Source organism: Mesorhizobium sp. M7A.F.Ca.CA.001.04.2.1 (genome assembly GCF_003998485.1).
Taxonomy (GTDB): domain Bacteria; phylum Pseudomonadota; class Alphaproteobacteria; order Rhizobiales; family Rhizobiaceae; genus Mesorhizobium; species Mesorhizobium ciceri.
This window is the reverse complement of the sequence record NZ_RZQT01000026.1, coordinates 34205-53406: the sequence shown is the minus strand read 5'-3', so window position 1 is coordinate 53406 and position 19202 is coordinate 34205. Positions and strand designations below refer to the sequence as shown.

The 19202-nt window shown below is 61.4% G+C and carries 18 protein-coding genes; 12 read left to right on the top strand and 6 right to left on the bottom strand.

Annotation, left to right across the window (positions count from 1 at the left end; all coding sequences use genetic code 11):
• Positions 1-5 precede the first annotated feature (5 nt).
• The 7 genes from EN955_RS11120 (at position 6) to EN955_RS11090 (ending at position 7081) form a co-directional block, all read left to right on the top strand.
• Positions 6-929, top strand: a complete 924-nt coding sequence (locus EN955_RS11120; RefSeq protein WP_050580526.1) for an ABC transporter permease — start codon at positions 6-8, stop codon at positions 927-929.
• 204 nt (positions 930-1133) lie between these two features.
• Positions 1134-2234 (top strand): sugar ABC transporter substrate-binding protein, encoded by a 1101-nt coding sequence (locus EN955_RS11115; protein WP_245265401.1) that lies wholly within the window; start codon positions 1134-1136, stop codon positions 2232-2234.
• 59 nt (positions 2235-2293) lie between these two features.
• Positions 2294-3583, top strand: a complete 1290-nt coding sequence (gene hisD, locus EN955_RS11110) for a histidinol dehydrogenase (RefSeq protein WP_024505173.1) — start codon at positions 2294-2296, stop codon at positions 3581-3583.
• Between the two features lie 59 nt (positions 3584-3642).
• The gene (locus EN955_RS11105) at positions 3643-4686 is read left to right on the top strand and encodes a LacI family DNA-binding transcriptional regulator (protein ID WP_024505172.1); all 1044 of its coding nucleotides are present in this window, start codon (positions 3643-3645) and stop codon (positions 4684-4686) included.
• Positions 4673-5236: a hypothetical protein gene (locus tag EN955_RS11100; RefSeq protein ID WP_024505171.1), complete on the top strand. Its 564-nt coding sequence runs from the start codon at positions 4673-4675 to the stop codon at positions 5234-5236. Before EN955_RS11105 ends, EN955_RS11100 begins: the two co-directional genes overlap by 14 nt.
• Before the next feature lie 10 nt (positions 5237-5246).
• Positions 5247-6137 carry an N-acyl homoserine lactonase family protein gene (locus tag EN955_RS11095; protein WP_024505170.1) on the top strand — a complete coding sequence of 297 codons (891 nt, stop codon included), beginning with the start codon at positions 5247-5249 and terminating at the stop codon, positions 6135-6137.
• 11 nt (positions 6138-6148) lie between these two features.
• Positions 6149-7081: a 3-hydroxyacyl-CoA dehydrogenase gene (locus EN955_RS11090; RefSeq protein ID WP_245265400.1), complete on the top strand. Its 933-nt coding sequence runs from the start codon at positions 6149-6151 to the stop codon at positions 7079-7081.
• 240 nt (positions 7082-7321) lie between these two features.
• On the opposite strand, the gene EN955_RS11085 is transcribed toward EN955_RS11090, so the two are convergent.
• The 5 genes from EN955_RS11085 to EN955_RS11065 form a co-directional block, all read right to left on the bottom strand.
• Positions 7322-8704, bottom strand: a complete 1383-nt coding sequence (locus EN955_RS11085; RefSeq protein WP_024505168.1) for an MmgE/PrpD family protein — start codon at positions 8702-8704, stop codon at positions 7322-7324.
• 32 nt (positions 8705-8736) lie between these two features.
• The gene (locus EN955_RS11080; RefSeq protein WP_024505167.1) at positions 8737-9645 is read right to left on the bottom strand and encodes an NAD(P)-dependent oxidoreductase; all 909 of its coding nucleotides are present in this window, start codon (positions 9643-9645) and stop codon (positions 8737-8739) included.
• A 45-nt stretch (positions 9646-9690) separates the two neighbouring features.
• Positions 9691-10491, bottom strand: a complete 801-nt coding sequence (locus EN955_RS11075) for an N-acyl homoserine lactonase family protein (protein WP_024505166.1) — start codon at positions 10489-10491, stop codon at positions 9691-9693.
• 59 nt (positions 10492-10550) lie between these two features.
• Positions 10551-11381 (bottom strand): SDR family NAD(P)-dependent oxidoreductase, encoded by an 831-nt coding sequence (locus EN955_RS11070; protein WP_050580524.1) that lies wholly within the window; start codon positions 11379-11381, stop codon positions 10551-10553.
• A 151-nt stretch (positions 11382-11532) separates the two neighbouring features.
• Positions 11533-12522 (bottom strand): LacI family DNA-binding transcriptional regulator, encoded by a 990-nt coding sequence (locus EN955_RS11065; RefSeq protein ID WP_024505164.1) that lies wholly within the window; start codon positions 12520-12522, stop codon positions 11533-11535.
• Between the two features lie 202 nt (positions 12523-12724).
• On the opposite strand from EN955_RS11065, the gene EN955_RS11060 reads away from it, so the two are divergent.
• Together EN955_RS11060 and EN955_RS11055 are read left to right on the top strand one after the other, a co-directional pair.
• Positions 12725-13201: a hypothetical protein gene (locus EN955_RS11060; protein ID WP_024505163.1), complete on the top strand. Its 477-nt coding sequence runs from the start codon at positions 12725-12727 to the stop codon at positions 13199-13201.
• A gap of 22 nt (positions 13202-13223) precedes the next feature.
• Complete coding sequence (locus EN955_RS11055) at positions 13224-14102, top strand: N-acyl homoserine lactonase family protein (RefSeq protein ID WP_024505162.1); 879 nt, start codon at positions 13224-13226, stop codon at positions 14100-14102.
• Positions 14103-14235: 133 nt separating this feature from the next.
• Here EN955_RS11055 and EN955_RS11050 read toward each other — a convergent pair whose 3' ends face one another.
• The gene (locus tag EN955_RS11050; protein WP_024505161.1) at positions 14236-15018 is read right to left on the bottom strand and encodes an SDR family NAD(P)-dependent oxidoreductase; all 783 of its coding nucleotides are present in this window, start codon (positions 15016-15018) and stop codon (positions 14236-14238) included.
• Between the two features lie 424 nt (positions 15019-15442).
• Between EN955_RS11050 and EN955_RS11045 the strand changes: the two genes are divergently transcribed.
• From EN955_RS11045 to EN955_RS11035, 3 genes are all read left to right on the top strand, one after another.
• Positions 15443-16372 carry a sugar ABC transporter substrate-binding protein gene (locus tag EN955_RS11045; RefSeq protein ID WP_024505160.1) on the top strand — a complete coding sequence of 310 codons (930 nt, stop codon included), beginning with the start codon at positions 15443-15445 and terminating at the stop codon, positions 16370-16372.
• Positions 16373-16439: 67 nt separating this feature from the next.
• Entirely contained in the window at positions 16440-17957 is a 1518-nt protein-coding gene (locus EN955_RS11040) for a sugar ABC transporter ATP-binding protein (protein WP_164752817.1), read from the top strand.
• Positions 17954-18964 (top strand): ABC transporter permease, encoded by a 1011-nt coding sequence (locus EN955_RS11035; protein ID WP_245265399.1) that lies wholly within the window; start codon positions 17954-17956, stop codon positions 18962-18964. The genes EN955_RS11040 and EN955_RS11035 overlap by 4 nt, the downstream gene beginning before the upstream one ends.
• Positions 18965-19202 lie beyond the last annotated feature (238 nt).

Here is a 19202-nt window from a genome sequence, read left to right as displayed (position 1 = left end):
TCTGCGTGTTCGGTATCAGTATCCTGCTGGTGCTGGGTTCACGCTTCGTCAGCCCGGCACTCGGTTCATGGGATCACGTCAACACCATAATCCTTCTGGCGTCGTTCCTGATCGTCGTGGCCTTCGGCCAGGGGATCGTCATCATGATCGGAGGTCTCGACCTTTCAGTCCCGGCGCTCATAACGCTTGGCGGCGTGCTGACGACCAGTTGGATCGATGCCTCCAGCGGCATGAGCTTGCCGCTGATACCGGCGATCTTGCTGATCTGCGCGTGCATTGGCGGGATCAGCGGCCTTGGGGTGACCTTGCTGCGTATCCCGCCCTTCATCATGACCATGGCGACGGGGATCATCACCGCTTCCGCAGCACTTGGGCTTACGAGCGGCACACCGCGCGGCGCGGCTCCCCCAATCCTGACCGCTCTGATGAAAGCGAGTTGGATCGGCATCCCGGTCATCCTCCTATTCATCCTGGTTTTCGCCATCCTCGGCTCAGTGCTGCAGGGTCGAACATCCTACGGTCGCCGCCTGACAGCCATCGGCGCGAATCCGGTCGCGGCTCATGTCGCGGGCATTGCAGTGCGCAGTTCGGTTCTGATCGCCTATATGCTGAGCGCAGCCGCATCCGGGTTTGCCGGCATGATGCTGGCGGGCTACGCAAACGGCGCAACGCTGCGCATGGGCGACGACTATCTGCTTCCCTCGATTGCGGCCGTCGTCATCGGCGGCTCGTCCATTCTTGGTGGCAGCGGCTCTTTCGTCGCCACGATAGGCGGTGCCATCCTGCTCACCGCGTTGAGTACGGTGATCTCGGCGCTTGGCATTCCACAGGGCTGGCGCACGGTCATCGAGGGCTCGATCATCCTCATTGCCCTGCTCCTGCTGAGGGAAAACACCTTCGCGTTCCTAAGACGCCGACTGGCGCGGTAAAGACCGCCCGCGCCCGGCGATCCGGGACGTTCAGTGAGAACGTTCCCATCAACAAGCGGTCAACGATCTGGGAGACCTTCGATGCCAAACTGGAAGAGAAAACTAAGTCTATGCGCAGCCGCTCTTTGTACTGCCGCGGTCAGCCTTTCGCTCACCGCCCCGTCGGCGTCAGCGCAGGACAAGAAGTTCAAAATCTACCTGAGCATGAGCTACAGCGGCAACTCTTGGCAGTCGGAGGCAGCCAACATCGTCAAGGCGCTTGCCGCCACCCCACCCTACGACAAGACCGTGGAACTGACCCAGGTGATCTCGGGCACGGATCCCCAGGCTCAGATCGCTGCGTATGAGAGCATGATTGCCGCCAAAGCCGACGGCATTATCAGCTTTCCGATTTCTTCCACCGCCCTCAATCGCGTCATCCACAAAGGCTGCGAGAAGGGCGTGAAGTTCTTCATGTACGACGCGACGGTCACCGAGCCCTGCGCCTACAACGTCAGTTACATTACCGCTGGCTTTGGCGAGAACAGCGCTCAGGCCCTGGTCAATGCGCTCGGCGGCAAAGGCAAGATCTTCCTCAGCCGCGGCGTTCCCGGCAACTCGGTCGACAAGCGCCACACCGATGGAGCCATGTCGGTCTTCAAGAAGTACCCCGGCATACAGGTCGTGGACGAATACTATTCCTTCTGGGACGACCGTACGACCCAGCAGGAAACAGCCAAGGCGCTCGCAGCGCATCCCGACGTCGACGGCATCTGGGCTCAGGCCGGTGAATACGGTGCGATCCAGGCCCTCATGGACAAGGGAAGCAAACTGGTGCCGATGACGGGCGAAAACTCGAATGGCTTCCGCCTTGCGCTGGCCAATCCAGATTTCCAGAAGCGTGGCCTGAAAGGCGTTTCCGCCGGCTCGCCGCCGGCCAGTGCTGGCTATGCTTTCAAGCTGATGATGGAAGCCCTGACTGGAAAGCGCGATCTCAAGCCGGGCAACATCGAATATCCTCTGCCATGGGTGCCCGCCGACCAGGTCAAGCTGTGCAAAGGCCAGACGTTCGAAGATGGTTGCAACGCCTTCCCGGAAGGCGTCGTGCCCAGTTCCTTCGTGACGGAGGTGTTCAGCCCGACGCTTCTGCCGGAGCTTTCCATCCAGTCGGCGCTTGAAGGCAAGCCAACCCCAGGCGCGACCATCCAGCCTTTGCCGGCCGATGTTCCGAAAGCCGCCGACGAGCCCGGCATCAACTGCCAGAAATGCGAGCCGCCGGCAGACCAGTACAAGCTCACCAAGGTTCAGCCAACCGTCAATCCGTAATGGCCAAGGCGGGCGGCGTCACGCCGCCCGCTCCACCTTTTTCAAGAACGAGGACGAACATGCCCAGTTATCTCAAGCGCGGCCAGGACGCGAGCACAGTGGCGGCGGTCGACGCCAGAACGCGATTGACCGTTGAAAATATTCTCGCCGACGTCGAGGCGAGAGGTGACGCGGCCGTGCGCGAGCTCTCTGAAAAATTCGACAACTGGTCGCCAGAAAGCTTTCGCCTTTCCGAGCAGGACATTGAAAAAGCCCTGTCCGCGGTTGCTCCACGCGATCTCGAAGACATCCGCTTCGCCCAGGCGCAAGTGCGCAATTTTGCCCAGCATCAGCGCGATTCCATCAGGGATATCGAAGTCGAGACCTTGCCCGGCGTCGTACTCGGCCACCGCAACATTCCAGTCAATGCCGTTGGCTGTTATGTGCCCGGCGGCAAATATCCGATGGTTGCTTCGGCGCATATGAGCGTAGTCACGGCGCGCGTAGCCGGCGTGAAGCGCGTGATTGCCTGCGCACCGCCTTTCCACGGCGGCCCGCATCCGGCGATCGTCGCCGCCATGCATCTGGGCGGTGCCGACGAAATCTACGTGCTTGGCGGTGTGCAGGCAGTAGCCGCCATGGCGCTCGGCACCGGTACTATCGCCCCGGTCGACATGCTGGTCGGTCCCGGCAATGCCTTTGTCGCCGAAGCCAAGCGCCAGCTCTTCGGCCGCGTCGGTATCGACCTCTTCGCCGGCCCGACCGAAACACTGATCATCGCCGACGAAAGCGTCGACGGCGAGATCTGCGCAACCGATCTCCTCGGCCAGGCCGAGCATGGGCCCACCTCGCCCGCCGTCTTGCTTACCACCTCCGAGAAGCTCGCCCGGGCAACCATGGCCGAAGTCGAACGGCAGCTTCTGCGGTTGCCGACAGCGGAACTCGCCGGCAAGGCCTGGGCAGACTACGGCGAAGTGATCGTGTGTGAGTCCGATGAGGAGATGGTGCGCGAGGCGGACCGCATCGCTTCCGAGCATGTGCAGGTCATGACGAGCTACCCTGATTACTTCTTGAACAACATGACCAACTACGGCGCCTTGTTCCTTGGGCCTCGCACCAATGTGGCATTTGGCGACAAGGTCATCGGCACGAACCACACGCTGCCGACCAAGAAAGCAGCGCGCTACACTGGCGGACTGTGGGTCGGCAAATTTCTCAAGACCTGCACATACCAGCGGGTCCTCACCGACGAGGCCAGTGGACTGGTCGGCGAATATTGCTCGAGGTTGTGCATGCTGGAAGGTTTTGCCGGACACGCCGAGCAGGCCAATATCCGCGTGCGGCGCTACGGCGGCCGAAACGCCGCTTGACGACCTTGAACAAAGCACGTCGAAACATGGTTCGCCGCTAAAACTGGAGCCTAGCAGCCATGACCGAAGTCGTCCTGAAGCAGCCTCACACGCCCCGCATAACGGTGAAAGATTTGGCAAGACAATTGGGCATGTCGGTATCCACGGTTTCGCGAGCCTTTTACGAGGACGCCGTGATCGCGCCAAAGACGCGCGCGAGAATCCTCGCGCGCGCGGCGGAACTCGGCTACCAGCCCAATCCGCTCGCACGCGGCCTCATCACCAAGAGCAGCCGCATCGTCGGCATCGTCGTGTCCGACATCACCAATCCATTCTATCCCGAAGTGCTGACGCGGCTGACAGGAAAGCTGCAAGCCCTCGACCTGAATGTGATGCTGGTGGTGACCGACCCAAAGCGCAGCGAGGATGAGACGCTTCGCGTCCTGCTCTCCTATCACCCCGACGTGGTGATCATCCTGGCCACGACGCTTTCTTCGGCATCGTCCGATGCCTGCCGCAAGGTCGGTACACCCGTCGTGTTCTTCAACCGCTACGATGCCAGCCAGCGCTCCTATGCGGTGACTTGCGACAATGAACTCGGCGGCAGGACGGTCGCCGACCACCTGATCGATCTCGGACACAGGCGCCTGGCCTATGTCGCCGGCTTGCCGAATGCCTCGACCAACGTCGATCGCTGGAAGGGTTTTCATGCCCGCTGCCTGGAAAGAGGCGTGCAGGCTCCTCTCAGCAGCGTAGGGCAGGAATTCAGCTACGCGGCTGGCTATGCCGCCGCGCATGGGTTTCTCTCGTCCGACGAACCACCGACCGCGCTTTTCTGTGCGAACGATATCCTGGCGATCGGCGCGATGGACGCGGCAAGACGCGATTTCGGCCTTTCGATACCGGACCGTCTGTCCGTCGTTGGTTTCGATGACATCGCGATGGCCTCCTGGCCGTCGCATGATCTCACAACTGTTGGTCAGCCAATGGAACTGATGGTGGAGCGCACCGTGGACCTGACGCTGTCCCTGTCGCGCAACGATGCCAGTCAGCCCGCCCTGCAGCGCATTCCGGGAAAACTCGTCGAACGCAGCACCACGAGGGCCATCGATGGCAGGCAATAAGTCTTCTCTGTCGATGCTGGACTGGGCGGCGCAAATTCATGGCCCGGACTGTGCTGGCTTTGGCCCCGCTCGCGAAGTCGCGGCCTTGTCTCTGCCTGAAGGTGTGGCGGATGAGGTGGTCGCCTATGGTCTCGAGGCCCGCCAGGTCTACAACGGTCTTAAGCGTTTAATCGGGCAGGTCGCTGGCCTGATGATCCTGCTGCAGGCAAGCGGCCGCCGCGAAGTGCTCGATCTTCCGTCTATCGCCAGTGCCGCGGAATTGTTCGACGAACTCCGCGAACGCCTTTCAAAGTTGCGGACAACGTCTCGCCTTGATGTGCATCTGCAGCAGTTGATCAGCGCACACAGGCTCGTGGGCACCTGCCTCGCTGTTCTGCGCGAGCAGCAAGCTGCCAAGAACACCCCAGACCTCGCCGAGCCGCTCGGTAATCTGTCGGCGGCTTACAGGCATCTGCAATCGGCATCCGAGGATCGCTTCGGAATGACCATGGTCGATTTCAGGCATTCCTGTTGCAACTGCGGGGCCGAAGGCCGCTTATCATCAGTCTAGGGAGGAAATAATGTCACAGTATTCGATCTGGATTCTCGAATATTCCTACGTCACCAAATACCACAAAAGTGGCGTTCTTTATGGTGCGCACAACCAGGGCTACGTCAAACTTCCGTACTGCTACGCCCTGATCAAAGGCAACGGACACGTTGCCATGGTGGATGTCGGCTACAACGACAAAGACTATGGAAAGCACCTTGGAGACAAGTTCGGCGTCGAGAACTGGCGCTCCCCAAAGGAGGTTCTCGCCGGGGTCGGCCTGACACCCGAGGAGGTCGATACGGTCTTCATCACCCACGCCCATTTCGACCATTTCGGCAATGTCGAGGATTTTCCGAAGGCGAAATTCTACATTCAGGAACGCGAGATCGCGAAGTGGACCTGGGCGATGTCGCTGCCTGACAGGCTCCGCTGGATGATGGTGGCTGTCGATCCCGGTGACATCATCCGTGGCGTCGATCTTGCGCGCCAGAAACGGCTCATTTGCGTCGATGGCACCGTAGAGAACGCTCTTCCGGGGATCGACCTTCATGTCGCCTACGACAGCCACACCTTTGCGTCCATGTGGGTCAATGTCCGCAATGACGGCAAGGCGCGGTCTTCCGATGCCTGGGTGCTCGCCGGCGACCTGGTCTATGTCTTCGAGAATGTCGAAGGCCCAGGGGGCGTCGTCGATGTCGATACGCCGATGTATGTGCCGGTCGGTCTTGCTCTTGGTAGCCAACAGAACCTGTTGATGGCCACCGAAGCGATGATGAAACAGGTCGGCTATGAAGCGCAACGTGTCATTCCAGTACACGAGGAAAGGCTCAAGGACCGCTTTCCGTCGCGGATCACCAAGGACGGACTGCGCATTTCGGAAATCTGCCTGGCTGACAGCGAGACATCCAAGGTACGATGATGTCAACAAACTTGAAGCAAGTCGCCGTTGTTGGCGGCGGCCTCGTCGGAAGCGGCTGGGCGCTGGTCTTTGCGCGTGCCGGCATCCCGGTTCGCCTATTCGACGCAAGTGAAGACATCCGGCAAGCCGCGCCCTCTCGTATCCGCGCCAGTCTTTTGGACATGCTAGAATTCGGCTTGGTCGATGACGTCGATGCAATCGCGCGGCGCATCGAAGTGGTCGACAGCATGGTCGATGCAGTATCGGCGGCCGACTACGTGCAGGAATCGGTCTTCGAACGCGCCGATGTAAAAACCGCCGTTTGCGCCGAGATCGGTGCAGCCATACGTGACGATGCGGTGGTAGGCAGTTCCAGCTCCGGCATACCGGCTTCGATGTTCACTGAACAGGCCCCAAGGCGATCGCGCTTTCTGATCGCCCACCCGGTCAATCCGCCGCATCTGGTGCCGCTTGTCGAACTGGTACCCGCGCCATGGACAGATCCGGAAATCGTTCCATGGCTGCGCGAGGCGATGGAACAAGTCGGACAGGTGCCTATCGTCGTCAACCGTGAGATCGAAGGCTTTATTCTCAACCGCCTCCAAGGTGCGCTGCTGAACGAGGCCTGGGCGCTGTTGGATGCGGGCTTGGCAAGTGTGGCCGACATCGATCGAACAGTTGCTCATGGTCTCGGCCTGCGCTGGTCGTTCATGGGACCGTTCGAGACGATCGATCTGAATGCGCCCGGTGGCATAGAGGATTACGCGCAACGTTTGGGAACGCTTTACCACTCGATCGCGCAGGATCGCCGCGATCCGAAACCTTGGTCTCCTGATCTGATAGAATTCGCCACGGCCGAGCGCCGGGAAGTACTGGCGAAGCCAGAGCTTGAGGCCCGTTCGGCATGGCGCAACCGTCGGCTTATGGCTCTGATTTCTCATAAGCGGGGTCAGCCGGAACGTTAGATTTTCCTCCTCCGCAAGAAGCGATCGAGGTCACATGACGTGTATGGGAATGGGGGTTGAGAGGCCGGCGAAATAGCGCCGTCCCGACCTTCGTCGCACTCCAGCAAGGCATCCTTTCACGACGCCTAGAGCAGTTCACCGTTTCACGGAAACGGCGACCCGCTCTAACTCCTTGTTTTTACGCAATTCCGGACGGAAAACCGTTTCACACTTTTCCTGGAATTGCTCTAGAGCAAGTGCCTAGGGATATGCCTCTTCGGGGCGAGCGAGCATCATGAGATCACCGACGTTTTTCTGATCGGCGAGCGTCCAAAGCCGATCGGCAAGCGAACGTACGGCAAGTTTCGGGCAACCGTAGCGGGCCAGGGCGGCAAATTTCTCCTGGAGCGCTGCGTCCGACATAGGTCGAGAGAGGCTGCCGGTAGCAACGCCTTCGGATACCGCTACAGAAGAGCCATCCGTGTACCGGATTGAGACATGCGCGGATTCGACCGACGCGCCAGCGTCGACCTCGACTGGGCGCACCTTGGCACGGAGAGCCTTGACCTGCGGATCGTTCACCGCGGCATCGCTGAAGTCTTCCGCACCAGCATGGCCGCGCAACAGACTGACGGCCACCGCATGCTGGGCGCTCACCTGCGCCTCGCGCCCCGTGGTGACTTCGGGGCGATCGGCGCGGGCCTTGAGCAAGGGGGCGCCGCGCACGACAACCCCGGCAATCTGGCCTGTTGAGAAATTGGGGGTGTCACGAGCGGCGAGGCAAGCGTCGATCACAGGGTTCAGCACCACTCCGCAGGGGTAGGGCTTGAACATATTGCGCATGATTTCCCACTCAGCGCCCAGTCCGTCCTCGATCCGCTCAGGCTTAGGCTGGTCCGAGCAGACTTTGAGGAAGCCGCGCGGCCCTTCGAGCGGCTGCGGCGGCCCTTCGACCCCGCACTGCGCCATCAGGGCGGAGATGAGACCACCACGGGCGGCATTGCCGACGCCAGTGCTCTTGGCCATGAAGCCGAGGGTCTCGACGAGACCTGAAGCTTGTGCCGAGGCATTGCCGAGTGACCAAAGTATCTCGTCCTCGGTCAGGTCGAGGAGCTTCGCCGCAGCCACGGCGGCGCCGAAGATTCCGCATGTGGAAGTAATGTGCCAGCCGCGGTCGTAATGGCCGGGCGAGACTGCATTGCCGATGCGGCAAGCGACCTCCACTCCGAGAGCAAAAGCATGAAGCAGTTTTGCGCCACTGACCGAGCGCATTTCCGCCAGAGCGAGTACGACCGGCAGGACGGGCGCGGTGGGATGGATGATCGTGCCGGCATGGGTGTCGTCGAAATCGAAGACATTTATCGCCGCGGCGTTCAGGAACGCGGCTGTCAATAGGTCCTGCCGCTGCGCTTGGCCGATGACGGTCGCGGTCTCGCCGGACGAAAAAGGCGCGAGGCTTTTGGTCAGCCGCAGCACTGCCTGATCGGCCGACCCGCCAAGCGCCGTGCCGAAGCCGTTGAAAACCGCCTTCATGGCGTGCGCGCGTACCGGTTCCGGGATGTCCTCCCAGCGTGAGCGATGCACGAAAGCCGCGAGCCGCCGCGAGAGGCCTGCGGCGGAAGGCTGTACAATGTCGCCGATCATAAACGCGTGTCCGATCTGCACATTGCCAAGGATCAACCCTTCGCCTTCATGCCGGCGACCGTCACGCCGGCCCAGTCCTCGATCGGCTTGATGATTTCGGTAAGATCCGCATCCGCGCCAAGATCGCTCTTTGCCACCGTCAGAAGTTGGCGAACGGCGGCGCCCACGATCATTGGCACGCCGAGCGCGTCGCTTTCCTCGAGGCAGAGACGAATATCCTTTGCAGACAGACCAATCGAGAAGCCGAAATCGAAGCTGCGCGTCAGCACAAATTTGGGTATCTTGGTCATCGTCGCATTCGAGCTTCCGCTGCCAGAGTTGACAACGTCGATCAGTATGTCGGGATCGAGGCCGGCCTTGGTGGCGAGCACCAGCGCTTCGGAGGCAATGGACAGCGCCGTGACCGACATCAGATTGTTGATCACCTTCATCATTTGTCCCATGCCCGGCTCAGCACCGACGTGGATAGGCTTGCCGAGTGTCTCGAGGATCGGTCGCACCGTCTCCATCGTCGACACGTCGCAGGCGACCATCATGGCAAGCGTGCCCTTCTCGGCCCCGCCGACGCCCCCGCTTACCGGACAGTCGACCGTTGTAATGCCAGCCGCTCTCAAGCCTTCGGCCATCTGCCGCTCTGTGCGCGGGCCGGTGGTCGACAGGTCGATGACGATCGTCGCGCCCTTGCCAGAGACAAGCCCATTGGACCCAAGCGCCACGGCATGCACGATCTCTGGCGTCGGAAGCGACAAGAGGATCACATCGGACAGGCCCATCAGTTCCGCCGGCGTCTTGGCCCTTCCCGCGCCCTCTCTCGTCAATGCCGAGACGACCGCGTCGTTGGTGTCGTAGACGCTTACTGTGTAGCCCGCCGCAATGAGCCGCTTCACCATCGGCGTTCCCATGCGTCCAATGCCGGCAAAACCCAGTTTAAGGTTAGTCATCGTGATCTCCGCTTTATAGGTTGAGTGCAGATCGCGTCTGCGCGCTCAAGGCGCTGCCGCAATCGGATCGAGGTCCAGGCGCACGATATCGTCGACCCTTGGCAATGCGGCCGGATAGCGCGTCAGGACGAGCGGGTCGTGGCCGGGGATGATATGTTTGGGCGAGCTCGCGAGCTTGCGCATCGTGTCGTAGCCCTCCAGCATGTCGGTAGCGCTCTCCAGCACCGGGAAGGGTCGGTTCTGCTCGAAATTGGCGTAGAAGTGCGAAGCGTCCGAGCCGAGCACGACCCAGCCGCGCGCCGTCTTAACCCTGACCACCTGCAATCCTTTCGAGTGGCCGCCGACACGATGCACCGTGAGGTTCGGGGCGACCTCGCTGACCCCATCATGGAATGTCACCCGCCCGGCGAAGAGCTTAGCGACCATGCTCGCCACGTCCTCGTAGGCGAAAGGGTGGCGCAGATAGTCGTGGCACATGCAACGCCCGGTGCAATAAGCCATCTCGACGTCCTGGACGTGGTAGCGGGCATGCGGAAACAGGTCGTGGTTGCCGGCATGATCAAAATGCATATGCGACAGGATGACGTCCTCGACCTTGTCGGGGTCGATGCCGATCATCTTCAGCCCCTCGCCGACCGGTCGCAGCAAATTTCGTTGTCGCTTCTTTGCCACCTTGGCGTCGAAGCCGGTGTCGAACACGAAGGTTCGCGTCTTGCCGACGATGACCCAGACAAAGTAGTCCAGCGGCATCGGACCATCATGCGGATCGCCGCCGATGAAGTTCGCGGCTGCATTGCGGTCGTGGTGACCGTAGCGAATTGCATAGAGTTCGTAGATATCATCCATCTGTGGCTCCTTTCGCTGCCAGGCCGCCGTGGTGCCGGATCATGCAGATCCGGATCCGGTCAGCTCGCAAGCCACCCTCCCTCGACCGGAAGCATGGCTCCCGTCATGTCACGGCCAATCGGTCCGCAGAGAAAAACCAGGAGATCGGAAACGCTCTGCGGTGAGACGAAGCTGCCGCCAGGCTGTTTACCCTCGAGAAAGAGGCGCTCCGCCGCACTGCGGTCGATGCCTCGATCCGCCATCAACTCTTCCACCCGGCTCTCGGTCCCGGGTGTCAGGACCGAACCCGGACAGAGACTATGGCAGGTGACGTCAACGTCCAAATTCTCCAACGCCACGGCCCGGGTAAGGCCCAGTATGGCCGATTTCGTGGTGACATAGCCGACACGGCTTGGTGTGCCGCGCATGCCGTAGACGGAGGTTATGTTGAAGATGCGCCCGAAATTCTGCGCCCGCATCGGCGGCAGCAACAGCCGGACCGCATGGAAAATGGCCGAAAGGTTCACGGCCAGCGCCAGATCCCATTGCTCGGGCGGAAAATCCATGATCGACGCGAAATGCCGCACGACCGCGTTGTTGATAAGAATGTCCACCCCGCCAAGTTCGGCGCCGGCGGCCGCGACAAGCGACTCCACGCCCGCCGACGTGGATAGGTCGGCCATGTGGTAGGCAATTTGCGCGCCCGTCCGGTGGGCCAGGGCTTGACGCTGCGGCTCGACCGTTTCGGGCGTTTCCAGCCCATGCAGCATGACGCTGCAGCCGGCCTCGGCAAGCCGAGCGGCGATCGCTTGTCCCAGCCCCCCGGTGGAACCGGTGATCAGTGCGCGGCGTCCGCTCAGAGCCTTCGCCGGGACAGGAAGCACCAGCGGTGCCGTCTCCTCCAGGCTCATACCCTGCTCCGCTGCTCTGTGAGCATCATCAACGTCCTCGTGCTTGGCCGAATAAAGGGCTGCGCGGCGATTCAAATCTGTTACCGGTAACAGATTTCGAGTTTAGAGCAGCGATGTCAGCGATGCAACGGGTGATACCGGATATCTGAAGTCAGGTGCTTTCGCGCTGGATCAATTCAAATTTCAGATCGATCACGCTGCCGCGCAGATGCTCGGCGCCGTCGATGATTCGACTCAGCAGGATTCGCGCCGTCCGTTCGCCGATGTCATAGCGCGGCAGCCTCAGCGTGCTGACGGATGGACTGACGTGGCGCAGAAGGTCCACGTCGTCGAAGCTTGCCAGGGCGATCCGGCCCGGGACCGGCCAACCCCGTTTCTGGCACTCAAAGAGAGCGCCAACCGCCAGCACGTCGCCCGCGCAAAACAGCGCGTCGACTTCCGGCACGCTCTGCACCACGCGTGCCATCACTTCCGCCCCGGCGGCGAGGCCGCGCTCGGTCTCCAGGACGATGCGAGGGTCGGGATCGAGCCCGAGCTGGTTCAACGCGGCATGATAGCCCTGCAGCCGATCCTGCGAGCGGTCGTTGTGCACCGAGTAGAGACTGGCGAAAGCAATCTTGCGGTATCCAAGACGGCCGAGATGCATCGTCATCGCATAGGCCGCTTCGCGGTTGGAAAAACTGACTACCATATCCAGCGGTTCTTCGGGTATATTTCCGTTCTCGACCACAGGTATGCCTGATTTCCGGATCTTCTCCGCCGCTTGCGGTGTATGCTCGGTGCTGTGCAGGACCAGGCCGCTCACCCGCTGACTGAGGAAGATCGTTATCAGTTCTTCCTCTTCGTTGGGGTCGTAGCCTGACTCCGCGATCATCAGCTGGAAGCCCGAGCGCTTGAGCACTTCCGACAGGCCCTTGACCGTTTGCGTATAGATAGAGTTGTCGATGCTTGGCACGATAAGGCCGATCGTCGTCGAGCGGCTCGACGAGAGGCTGCCTGCCAAATGATTCGGCAGATAGCCGATCTCGCGAACCACCCGGAGCACCTTTTCGCGCATCTCCTCGGAGACTTTGCCGGGTCCATTCAGCACGCGTGAAACGGTCATGGTGGAGACGCCGGCGCGCACCGCCACGTCGCGCATCCTGGCGCTCCCGGCCTGCGTGTTTCCGTCTCCAGACGATTTTTTTGGCATTCCTGTCACAGTCCGATGTAGCGGCAGAAATCAAATCATTGCGCACGCTCACAAACAAGCCTCTGCCGCATAATTTTGAGATTTTGTTGTTACCGCTACCAAAAACAGCTATGGCTAACGGGGGGCACCTGCAGGTGCCGCGGAGATCGCAATGGACAAAACGGCAGACAGCCGAGCGGACGAGACGGTGCTGCGCTATGTGGCGACTGCCCGGCCAGTTCAACAGCTCATCAGCGATACGCTGACACAAGTCGCTGGCTTTGCGCTGCTTCTGATGACCTCGCGCAACCGTGCCCCGCTCGCCGAAGGCGCGCTCGCCGGCGCGCGGGAGGCGGCAATGCGAGCATCCGAAGCGGTGCGCGCGCTTGCGGTCCCCAAGATTGCCGAACATCATCATCACCACCTGCGCGCTGCCGCCGCCGCCCTCCTCCAGGCCTGTGCCGCGACATTGGATTGCCTTCGGGTCGATGCCTCCGAGCAAAGCGACGCACTCGTGCGCATGCTGCGCTCGTCGAGCGATCACCTTCGGATGACGGCCCGCCTGTTACCGGGATTCGAACTTGTCGATTTCGGCCAGGCGTGTTGCGCGGCCCACGCGCCGCAGCGCCTGCTGCAGAACGTCACTTAGGAAAATTGTCAGGGAGGACAGGATGGCGGACTACTCGATTTGGGTGCTCGAATACGCGGCGGTGGAAAAATTCCCCTTCAGCGTCATGATGTACGGCCCACAGCACCAGGGCACACGCAAGCTGCCCTATGCCTATGTGTTGCTTAAGGGAAAAGGCGAGACGATCCTGATCGACACCGGCTACGACCACGTTGCCTATGGCGAACAATTGGCGACCGCCTACGGCGTGTCAAACTATCACGGGCCGCGCGCGGTCCTGGCCGAGTGCGGCGTTGCCCCGGAAGACGTGACCAGCGTGTTCATCACGCATGCCCACTTCGACCACATGGGCGCCATCCATCTGTTTCCAAACGCAAAATTCTATGTCCAGAAGAGCGAACTGGACAAATGGGTCTGGGCTCTGACCTTGAGCCCGGAATATCGTTTCCTGACCGGTGGCGGCGATCCGGCTGACATCGTGCGCGCGGTCGAGGCGGCGAAAGAGGGGCGGATGATCTGCATCGACGGCGACCAGGCGGATGTCTTGCCGGGTATCGATGTCCATCTGGCGGCGGATACCCACACCTATGGCAGCATGTACGTCACCGTCCGCAACGACGGCGCCAGGGACGGCGAGGACAAGTGGGTCTTCGCCGGCGACCTCATCTATACGTACGACAATCTGACCGGCCTTGATCCCGAGGCGCCACAGATCGTGCCGATTGGCCTGGCCGTCGGGAGCCAGCACAATTTGATATTCTCCAGTGCGCAAATGCTGAAGTCGGTGGGCGAGGAAGTGCGGCGGGTGATCCCGGTCCACGAGGATCGGCTGCGCACCACATTTCCTTCGCGCCTCACCGACAAGGGCTTGCAGGTGGTGGAGATCGCGCTTGCGAAGGGCGAGGAAAGCCGGGTCGGCTGAGCCAAGACGGGCGGGCGCGCAAGCACCCGCCCAAACGATACCAAGTCTCGACAGGAACCCAACGGCCTGGGACATTGCCAACCAAATGCCGGGATCCTGAAGCCCGACCTGCGGATAGCGTCCGGACCTATGTTCAGAGCTGGTCCGCGCCGGCGACGAAGCCGCCGCCATCGATCACGATGGCCTGGCCGGTGATGAACGAGGCCGCATCCGAGGCGAGGAACAGCACAAGCTGGGCTATCTCCGACGGATCGCTGATACGCCCCATGGGAATCATCGGCAAAACGGTATCTTTCGCGCTCTGCTCGCTGCCGAACATGCCGCTCAACAACGGCGTCATCACAGAGCCGGGCGCAATCGCGTTGACCCGGATGTTCTTGCGAGCCACTTCCAGCGCCACCGAGTTGGTCAGCCCGATGACGCCCCATTTGCTGGCGCAATAGACAGCGGTGGTGGCGAAACCCATGACGCCGAACAGCGAAGAGGTGTTGACGATGGCGCCGCCACCCTTTGCGGTCATATGCGGGATCTGATGCCTCAGCCCGTTGAAAATCCCACGCAGATTGACGTCCATCAGCAAATCGTAGTCCGCGTCGTCGAGTTCGTGCACGGGCGCCGTCTTGCCTGGCACGCCCGCATTGTTGAAGGCGACATCGATCCTGCCGAAGCGTTCGAACGCCTTCTGGTGCAGCACGGCCATCGCCTTGCCGTCGCGCACATCGGTTTCCAGGAACTCGATCTCGACACCAAGCGGCCTGACTTCCTCCTTGAGGCTCTCTCCGAATTTGGCGCCGATGCCCGAAACATAGAGATTGGCACCCGCACGGGCGAAGGCCAGCGCCGTGGCGCGGCCAATGCCGGTCGTTCCTCCGATCAAAATGACGTTCTTGCCGGAAAAATCGTACTTCACTTGCATGGTTGATCCTCCTGTAGCCATGACCGCAAGATATCTGCGGCAAAATTCACATACGCCCTCGCCATCCATAGCCTTGACGTGATACCGCTAACAAGAGAAAATAAGCAAAGACGCAAGAAGGCGATGACGGCTGTTCGTTTTTGAGCCAAAACCGGATTTTCGCGCGATTTCAGACTGTCCGGTTTCCGACTTTTCAAATGTGGACGTGATACCGCTATCAAATACGAGGGCTAAACTCCGAGCAAAGCCGTAGAATCCGATCTGCTGGCGCCGCTCGATTTTGGACAGGCATACCGCTTCGGCACTCTTCGGCGGCCGCGCTGGTCTTTAGGATACGAGGGCAAACCAATTCACGACCCCTCGTGCAAGCAAGGAACCGGCCTCGTCGTGGGGACGGACTGAAACGAAAGGGAGGAGTTTCCAAATGTATAAACTGCTGCTTGCCGCTTTGACGGCCAGCGCCATGATGGTGGCCACCGTCGCCGAGGCGAAAACGCTTGGCGTCGTTGCACTTCTGGCCAACGATGCGCTCAATATAGCCGTCATCGGCGGCGCCACCGAGGCCGCCAAGGCTGCCGGCTGGGATGTCAAGGTGACGGACACCCAGGCGAGCGCCGACCAGGCGAACGCTGCAATGAATTCTTTCGCAGCGCAAAAAGTCGACGCGATCTTCGTGCTTGCCTTCGCCAGCAGCTCCATCGGCTCCGGACTGGCCGCGGCGCGCGACGCTGGCATTCCCGTCGCCACATGGGGCGGCGAAATCGTTCCCGGCATCGTGGTGACGACAAGCGGCCGTCAGGTCGGCGACGACTCGGTGAAGTTCCTGACCGACAAGGTTGGCGACAAAGCCAACGTCCTGGCGATGACCTTCCATCCGGGAAAGCTCTGTATCGACCGCGGCGTCGCTTTCGACGAGGGCGTGAAGGCCAAGTCCGACGTCAAGGTGGATTACAGCGAAGTGGCGGCGCCGGGACAGGTCCAGTTCGGAAACGCGACCGCCGCGGCCTGGCTCACCGCGCATCCCGCCGGCGGGGACAAGCCGCTGGCCATCTGGGCCTGCTGGGACGAGCCGATGCAAGGGGCCGTCGCCGCGATGCGCCAAGCCGGACGCACCGACGTCACCACGGTCTCCATCAACGGCAGCCCACAAGCACTGCAACTGGTCAAGGAAGGCGACCTCACGGCGACCGTCTGGCAGCCGGCCTTCCAGGAGGGCAAGGAAGTGTTCCAGGCGGTTCTCGACTCGATCAAGGCCGGCGCTTCCTGGCAGCCGAAGGATATCCAGATCCCCGGCATCGTGGTCACCAAGGACAATATCGACAAGTTCATGGCCGAACATCCCAATGGACTGTGAGATCAGTTCGCGGCGCCTGGCGGGGCGGCACAGCTAGATGCCGTCCGTCGCGCCAGGCGGGCCCTGGATGCGCATCCGGGGCCTGACCAAATCCTTCGCTGGAGAACTTGCCCTCGACCACGCCGATCTCGACATCGAGCGCGGCAAGGTACATGGCCTGGTCGGCGCCAACGGCGCCGGCAAGTCCACGCTGATCCGCTGCCTCGCCGGGGTGACGGTGCCTGACGAGGGCAGCGTCACAGTGGCGGGCGAGGATCTGCAAAAGGGGTCGCCTAGAGCCTCTGAACAGGCCGGGCTTGCCTTCATCCATCAGGAACTGAACCTGATCCCGCATTTCAACGCGCTGCAGAACATATTGCTCGGCGCACCCAAGGTCACGCGTTTCGGCGTGATCGACTGGCAGCGTTCCGGTGTCGCCGCCCGCGCCGCCGCCGAGCGTGTCGGCATCCGTTTTCCACTCGAGACAAAGGTCTCCGAGCTCTCAGTGGCCCAGCGCTGGCTCGTCATGATCAGCAAGGCTCTCGTGCGCGACGCCAGCATGATCGCCATGGACGAGCCCACCGCATCGCTCTCGGGGCCGGAGAGCGAGCAGCTCTTTGCCATCATCCGCGATCTCTCCGCCCAAGGCGTCGCCATCCTCTATGTCTCCCACCGGCTGGAAGAAGTGCTTCAGCTCTGCGACAGGATCACCGTGTTGCGCGATGGGCGAATCGTCGATGCCGCGGAGCGCGGAACGCTCGACAAGAAGGGCCTGGTCAGAGCCATCATCGGCCATGACATACGCCCACCCGACGAGCGCGCCCGTTTCGCCGCCGACCGCAGCCGGCAGCCGATCTTCTCGGTCCGCGACGTCGCCTGGAAGAGCGCCGTGAAAGGCGTGAGTTTCGATCTCTACAGGGGTGAGGTCCTTGCGCTCGGCGGCCTCGTCGGTGCGGGACGTACCGAACTTGCCCATCTCGTGGCTGGCGTTGCCCGGCCGGATGCAGGCCATTTCGAACTCGACGGCAAAAGACTAGACATCGCCAACGAGGCACAAGCGGTTCGCGCCGGTATAGCTCTGGTTCCGGAGGAGCGCCGCTCGCAGGGAGTAATGCTGCAGCAGTCGGTGGGCTTCAACATCAACATATCCACCTTGAAGAAGCTGCGCGCCATTCCAGGTCTGCCGTTCGTCTCCGGCTGGAAGGCCCGCCGTCACGCGGAGGGCCTCGTAGCTCAGCTAGGCATCAAGACGCCCGGCATCGAGACGAAAATCGGCGGCCTTTCAGGCGGTAACCAGCAAAAGGCGCTGATCGCCCGCTGGCTCAATGCCGGAACCAAGCTCCTCATTCTCGACGAGCCGTCGCGAGGTGTCGATGTTGGCGCTCGTGAAGAAATACACGATGCGATCCGCGCGCTTGCCCGGTTCGGTGTCGGCATCCTGGCGATATCATCTGATGTCGAGGAACTCACGCTTCTCGCCGATCGTGTCCTTGTCATGCGCGAAGGCCGCATTTCCGGCGAGTTGACCGGCTCCGATATCACCGAGGCGCGGATCATCGAGCTCAGCTACCACGACACCAATGACGCAGAAGGAGAAATCGCATGATGGCCCAGGCCGGAACCGCGGCGAAGGACGTGCCGCTGCGCAAATCCTCATGGAAGCGAACCGCGCTGATATGGCTCTCTCGCTACGGCACGATTGTCGGGCTCCTGCTGATGGTGGTCTTTTTCTCGGCGAACGCGCCTGGAATCTTCCTGTCCCGCGCCAACTTCCTCAATATTCTCAGCCAGGCTTCCCTCACCGCGATCATCGCCTCCGGGCTGACCTATACGCTTGTTGTTGGTGAGTTCGATCTGAGCATCGGCTATGTCGCGAGCTTCGTCGGCCTGATCGTGACCGGCCTGATGGCTTACCAGGGTTTTCCGATCTGGCTCAGCATTGTCTGCGCACTGCTGCTCGGTGCGGCGATCGGCGCCTTCAACGGGATACTGGTGACCAAGGTGAGGATCAATGCCGTCATCTCGACACTGGGTGTCGGAACGATGCTGACGGGCATCGGCTTCACCTATAGCTCCTTCCCGATCGCGACCGGCATCCCGCGTGCCTTCACCGATATTGCGCTCGGCCGGCTGGTCTTCGGCCTGCCCAACCCGGTGATCATCATGGTGATCGTGCTGATTGCGCTTTGGGTCATCTTGAACAAGACCGACATCGGCCAGAAGATGCAGGCTGTCGGCGGCAATCTGGAGGCAGCAAGGCTGTCGGGCATCCGGGTGGACCGCATCAAGATCTTTGCCTTTGCCACCGCCGGCTTCTGCGCCGCATTGACCGGAACGCTGCTGTCCTCGCTGCTCGGCAGCGGTACGTTGGCGGCCGCCGACGGCTATCTTCTCGACGCCTTCGCCGCTGTATTCCTGGGGTCGGCCACGCTCAAGGAGGGTGAGTTTCACATAACCGGAACGTTGGTCGGCGTGCTCATTCTCGCGGTAGGATTCAACGGGCTCAGCATCTTCGGCGCCCCCACCCATTTTCAGCCGATCTTCAAGGGCGGGATTCTCGTGCTCGCGGTCGGTATGTCCGCGCTTGCCCGGCGCTACGCCGCTTCGGCATAGCAGAGCAATTCCGGGAACGGTGTAAAGGCGGTTCTCCGTCGGGAATTGCGTCAAGACGAAGAGATGGAGCGGTCTTGCGTTTCCGCGTGAGACGATGAACCGCCCTGTCTAAAGCGCGTCGCGTTCTACCAAAACCGAAGTCTCTTCCAGGCGACGTGTCTCGGGAGACGTTGGTGAGACCGTTCCAGTTGGCTGGAGAGGCCCCACTTTCGTCCAATGCCTGCGCGGCTCGAAGATC

Excerpts from the sequence above, each read along its gene's own strand:
- EN955_RS11115 (WP_245265401.1), top strand. The coding sequence starts at position 1,134 with ATGAGCTACAGCGGCAACTCTTGGCAGTCGGAGGCAGCCAACATCGTC.
- hisD (WP_024505173.1), top strand. The coding sequence starts at position 2,294 with ATGCCCAGTTATCTCAAGCGCGGCCAGGACGCGAGCACAGTGGCGGCG.
- EN955_RS11105 (WP_024505172.1), top strand. The coding sequence starts at position 3,643 with ATGACCGAAGTCGTCCTGAAGCAGCCTCACACGCCCCGCATAACGGTG.
- EN955_RS11100 (WP_024505171.1), top strand. The coding sequence starts at position 4,673 with ATGGCAGGCAATAAGTCTTCTCTGTCGATGCTGGACTGGGCGGCGCAA.
- EN955_RS11095 (WP_024505170.1), top strand. The coding sequence starts at position 5,247 with ATGTCACAGTATTCGATCTGGATTCTCGAATATTCCTACGTCACCAAA.
- EN955_RS11085 (WP_024505168.1), bottom strand. The coding sequence starts at position 8,704 with ATGATCGGCGACATTGTACAGCCTTCCGCCGCAGGCCTCTCGCGGCGG.
- EN955_RS11080 (WP_024505167.1), bottom strand. The coding sequence starts at position 9,645 with ATGACTAACCTTAAACTGGGTTTTGCCGGCATTGGACGCATGGGAACG.
- EN955_RS11075 (WP_024505166.1), bottom strand. The coding sequence starts at position 10,491 with ATGGATGATATCTACGAACTCTATGCAATTCGCTACGGTCACCACGAC.
- EN955_RS11070 (WP_050580524.1), bottom strand. The coding sequence starts at position 11,381 with ATGAGCCTGGAGGAGACGGCACCGCTGGTGCTTCCTGTCCCGGCGAAG.
- EN955_RS11065 (WP_024505164.1), bottom strand. The coding sequence starts at position 12,522 with ATGCGCGACGTGGCGGTGCGCGCCGGCGTCTCCACCATGACCGTTTCA.
- EN955_RS11060 (WP_024505163.1), top strand. The coding sequence starts at position 12,725 with ATGGACAAAACGGCAGACAGCCGAGCGGACGAGACGGTGCTGCGCTAT.
- EN955_RS11055 (WP_024505162.1), top strand. The coding sequence starts at position 13,224 with ATGGCGGACTACTCGATTTGGGTGCTCGAATACGCGGCGGTGGAAAAA.
- EN955_RS11050 (WP_024505161.1), bottom strand. The coding sequence starts at position 15,018 with ATGCAAGTGAAGTACGATTTTTCCGGCAAGAACGTCATTTTGATCGGA.
- EN955_RS11045 (WP_024505160.1), top strand. The coding sequence starts at position 15,443 with ATGTATAAACTGCTGCTTGCCGCTTTGACGGCCAGCGCCATGATGGTG.
- EN955_RS11040 (WP_164752817.1), top strand. The coding sequence starts at position 16,440 with ATGCGCATCCGGGGCCTGACCAAATCCTTCGCTGGAGAACTTGCCCTC.
- EN955_RS11035 (WP_245265399.1), top strand. The coding sequence starts at position 17,954 with ATGATGGCCCAGGCCGGAACCGCGGCGAAGGACGTGCCGCTGCGCAAA.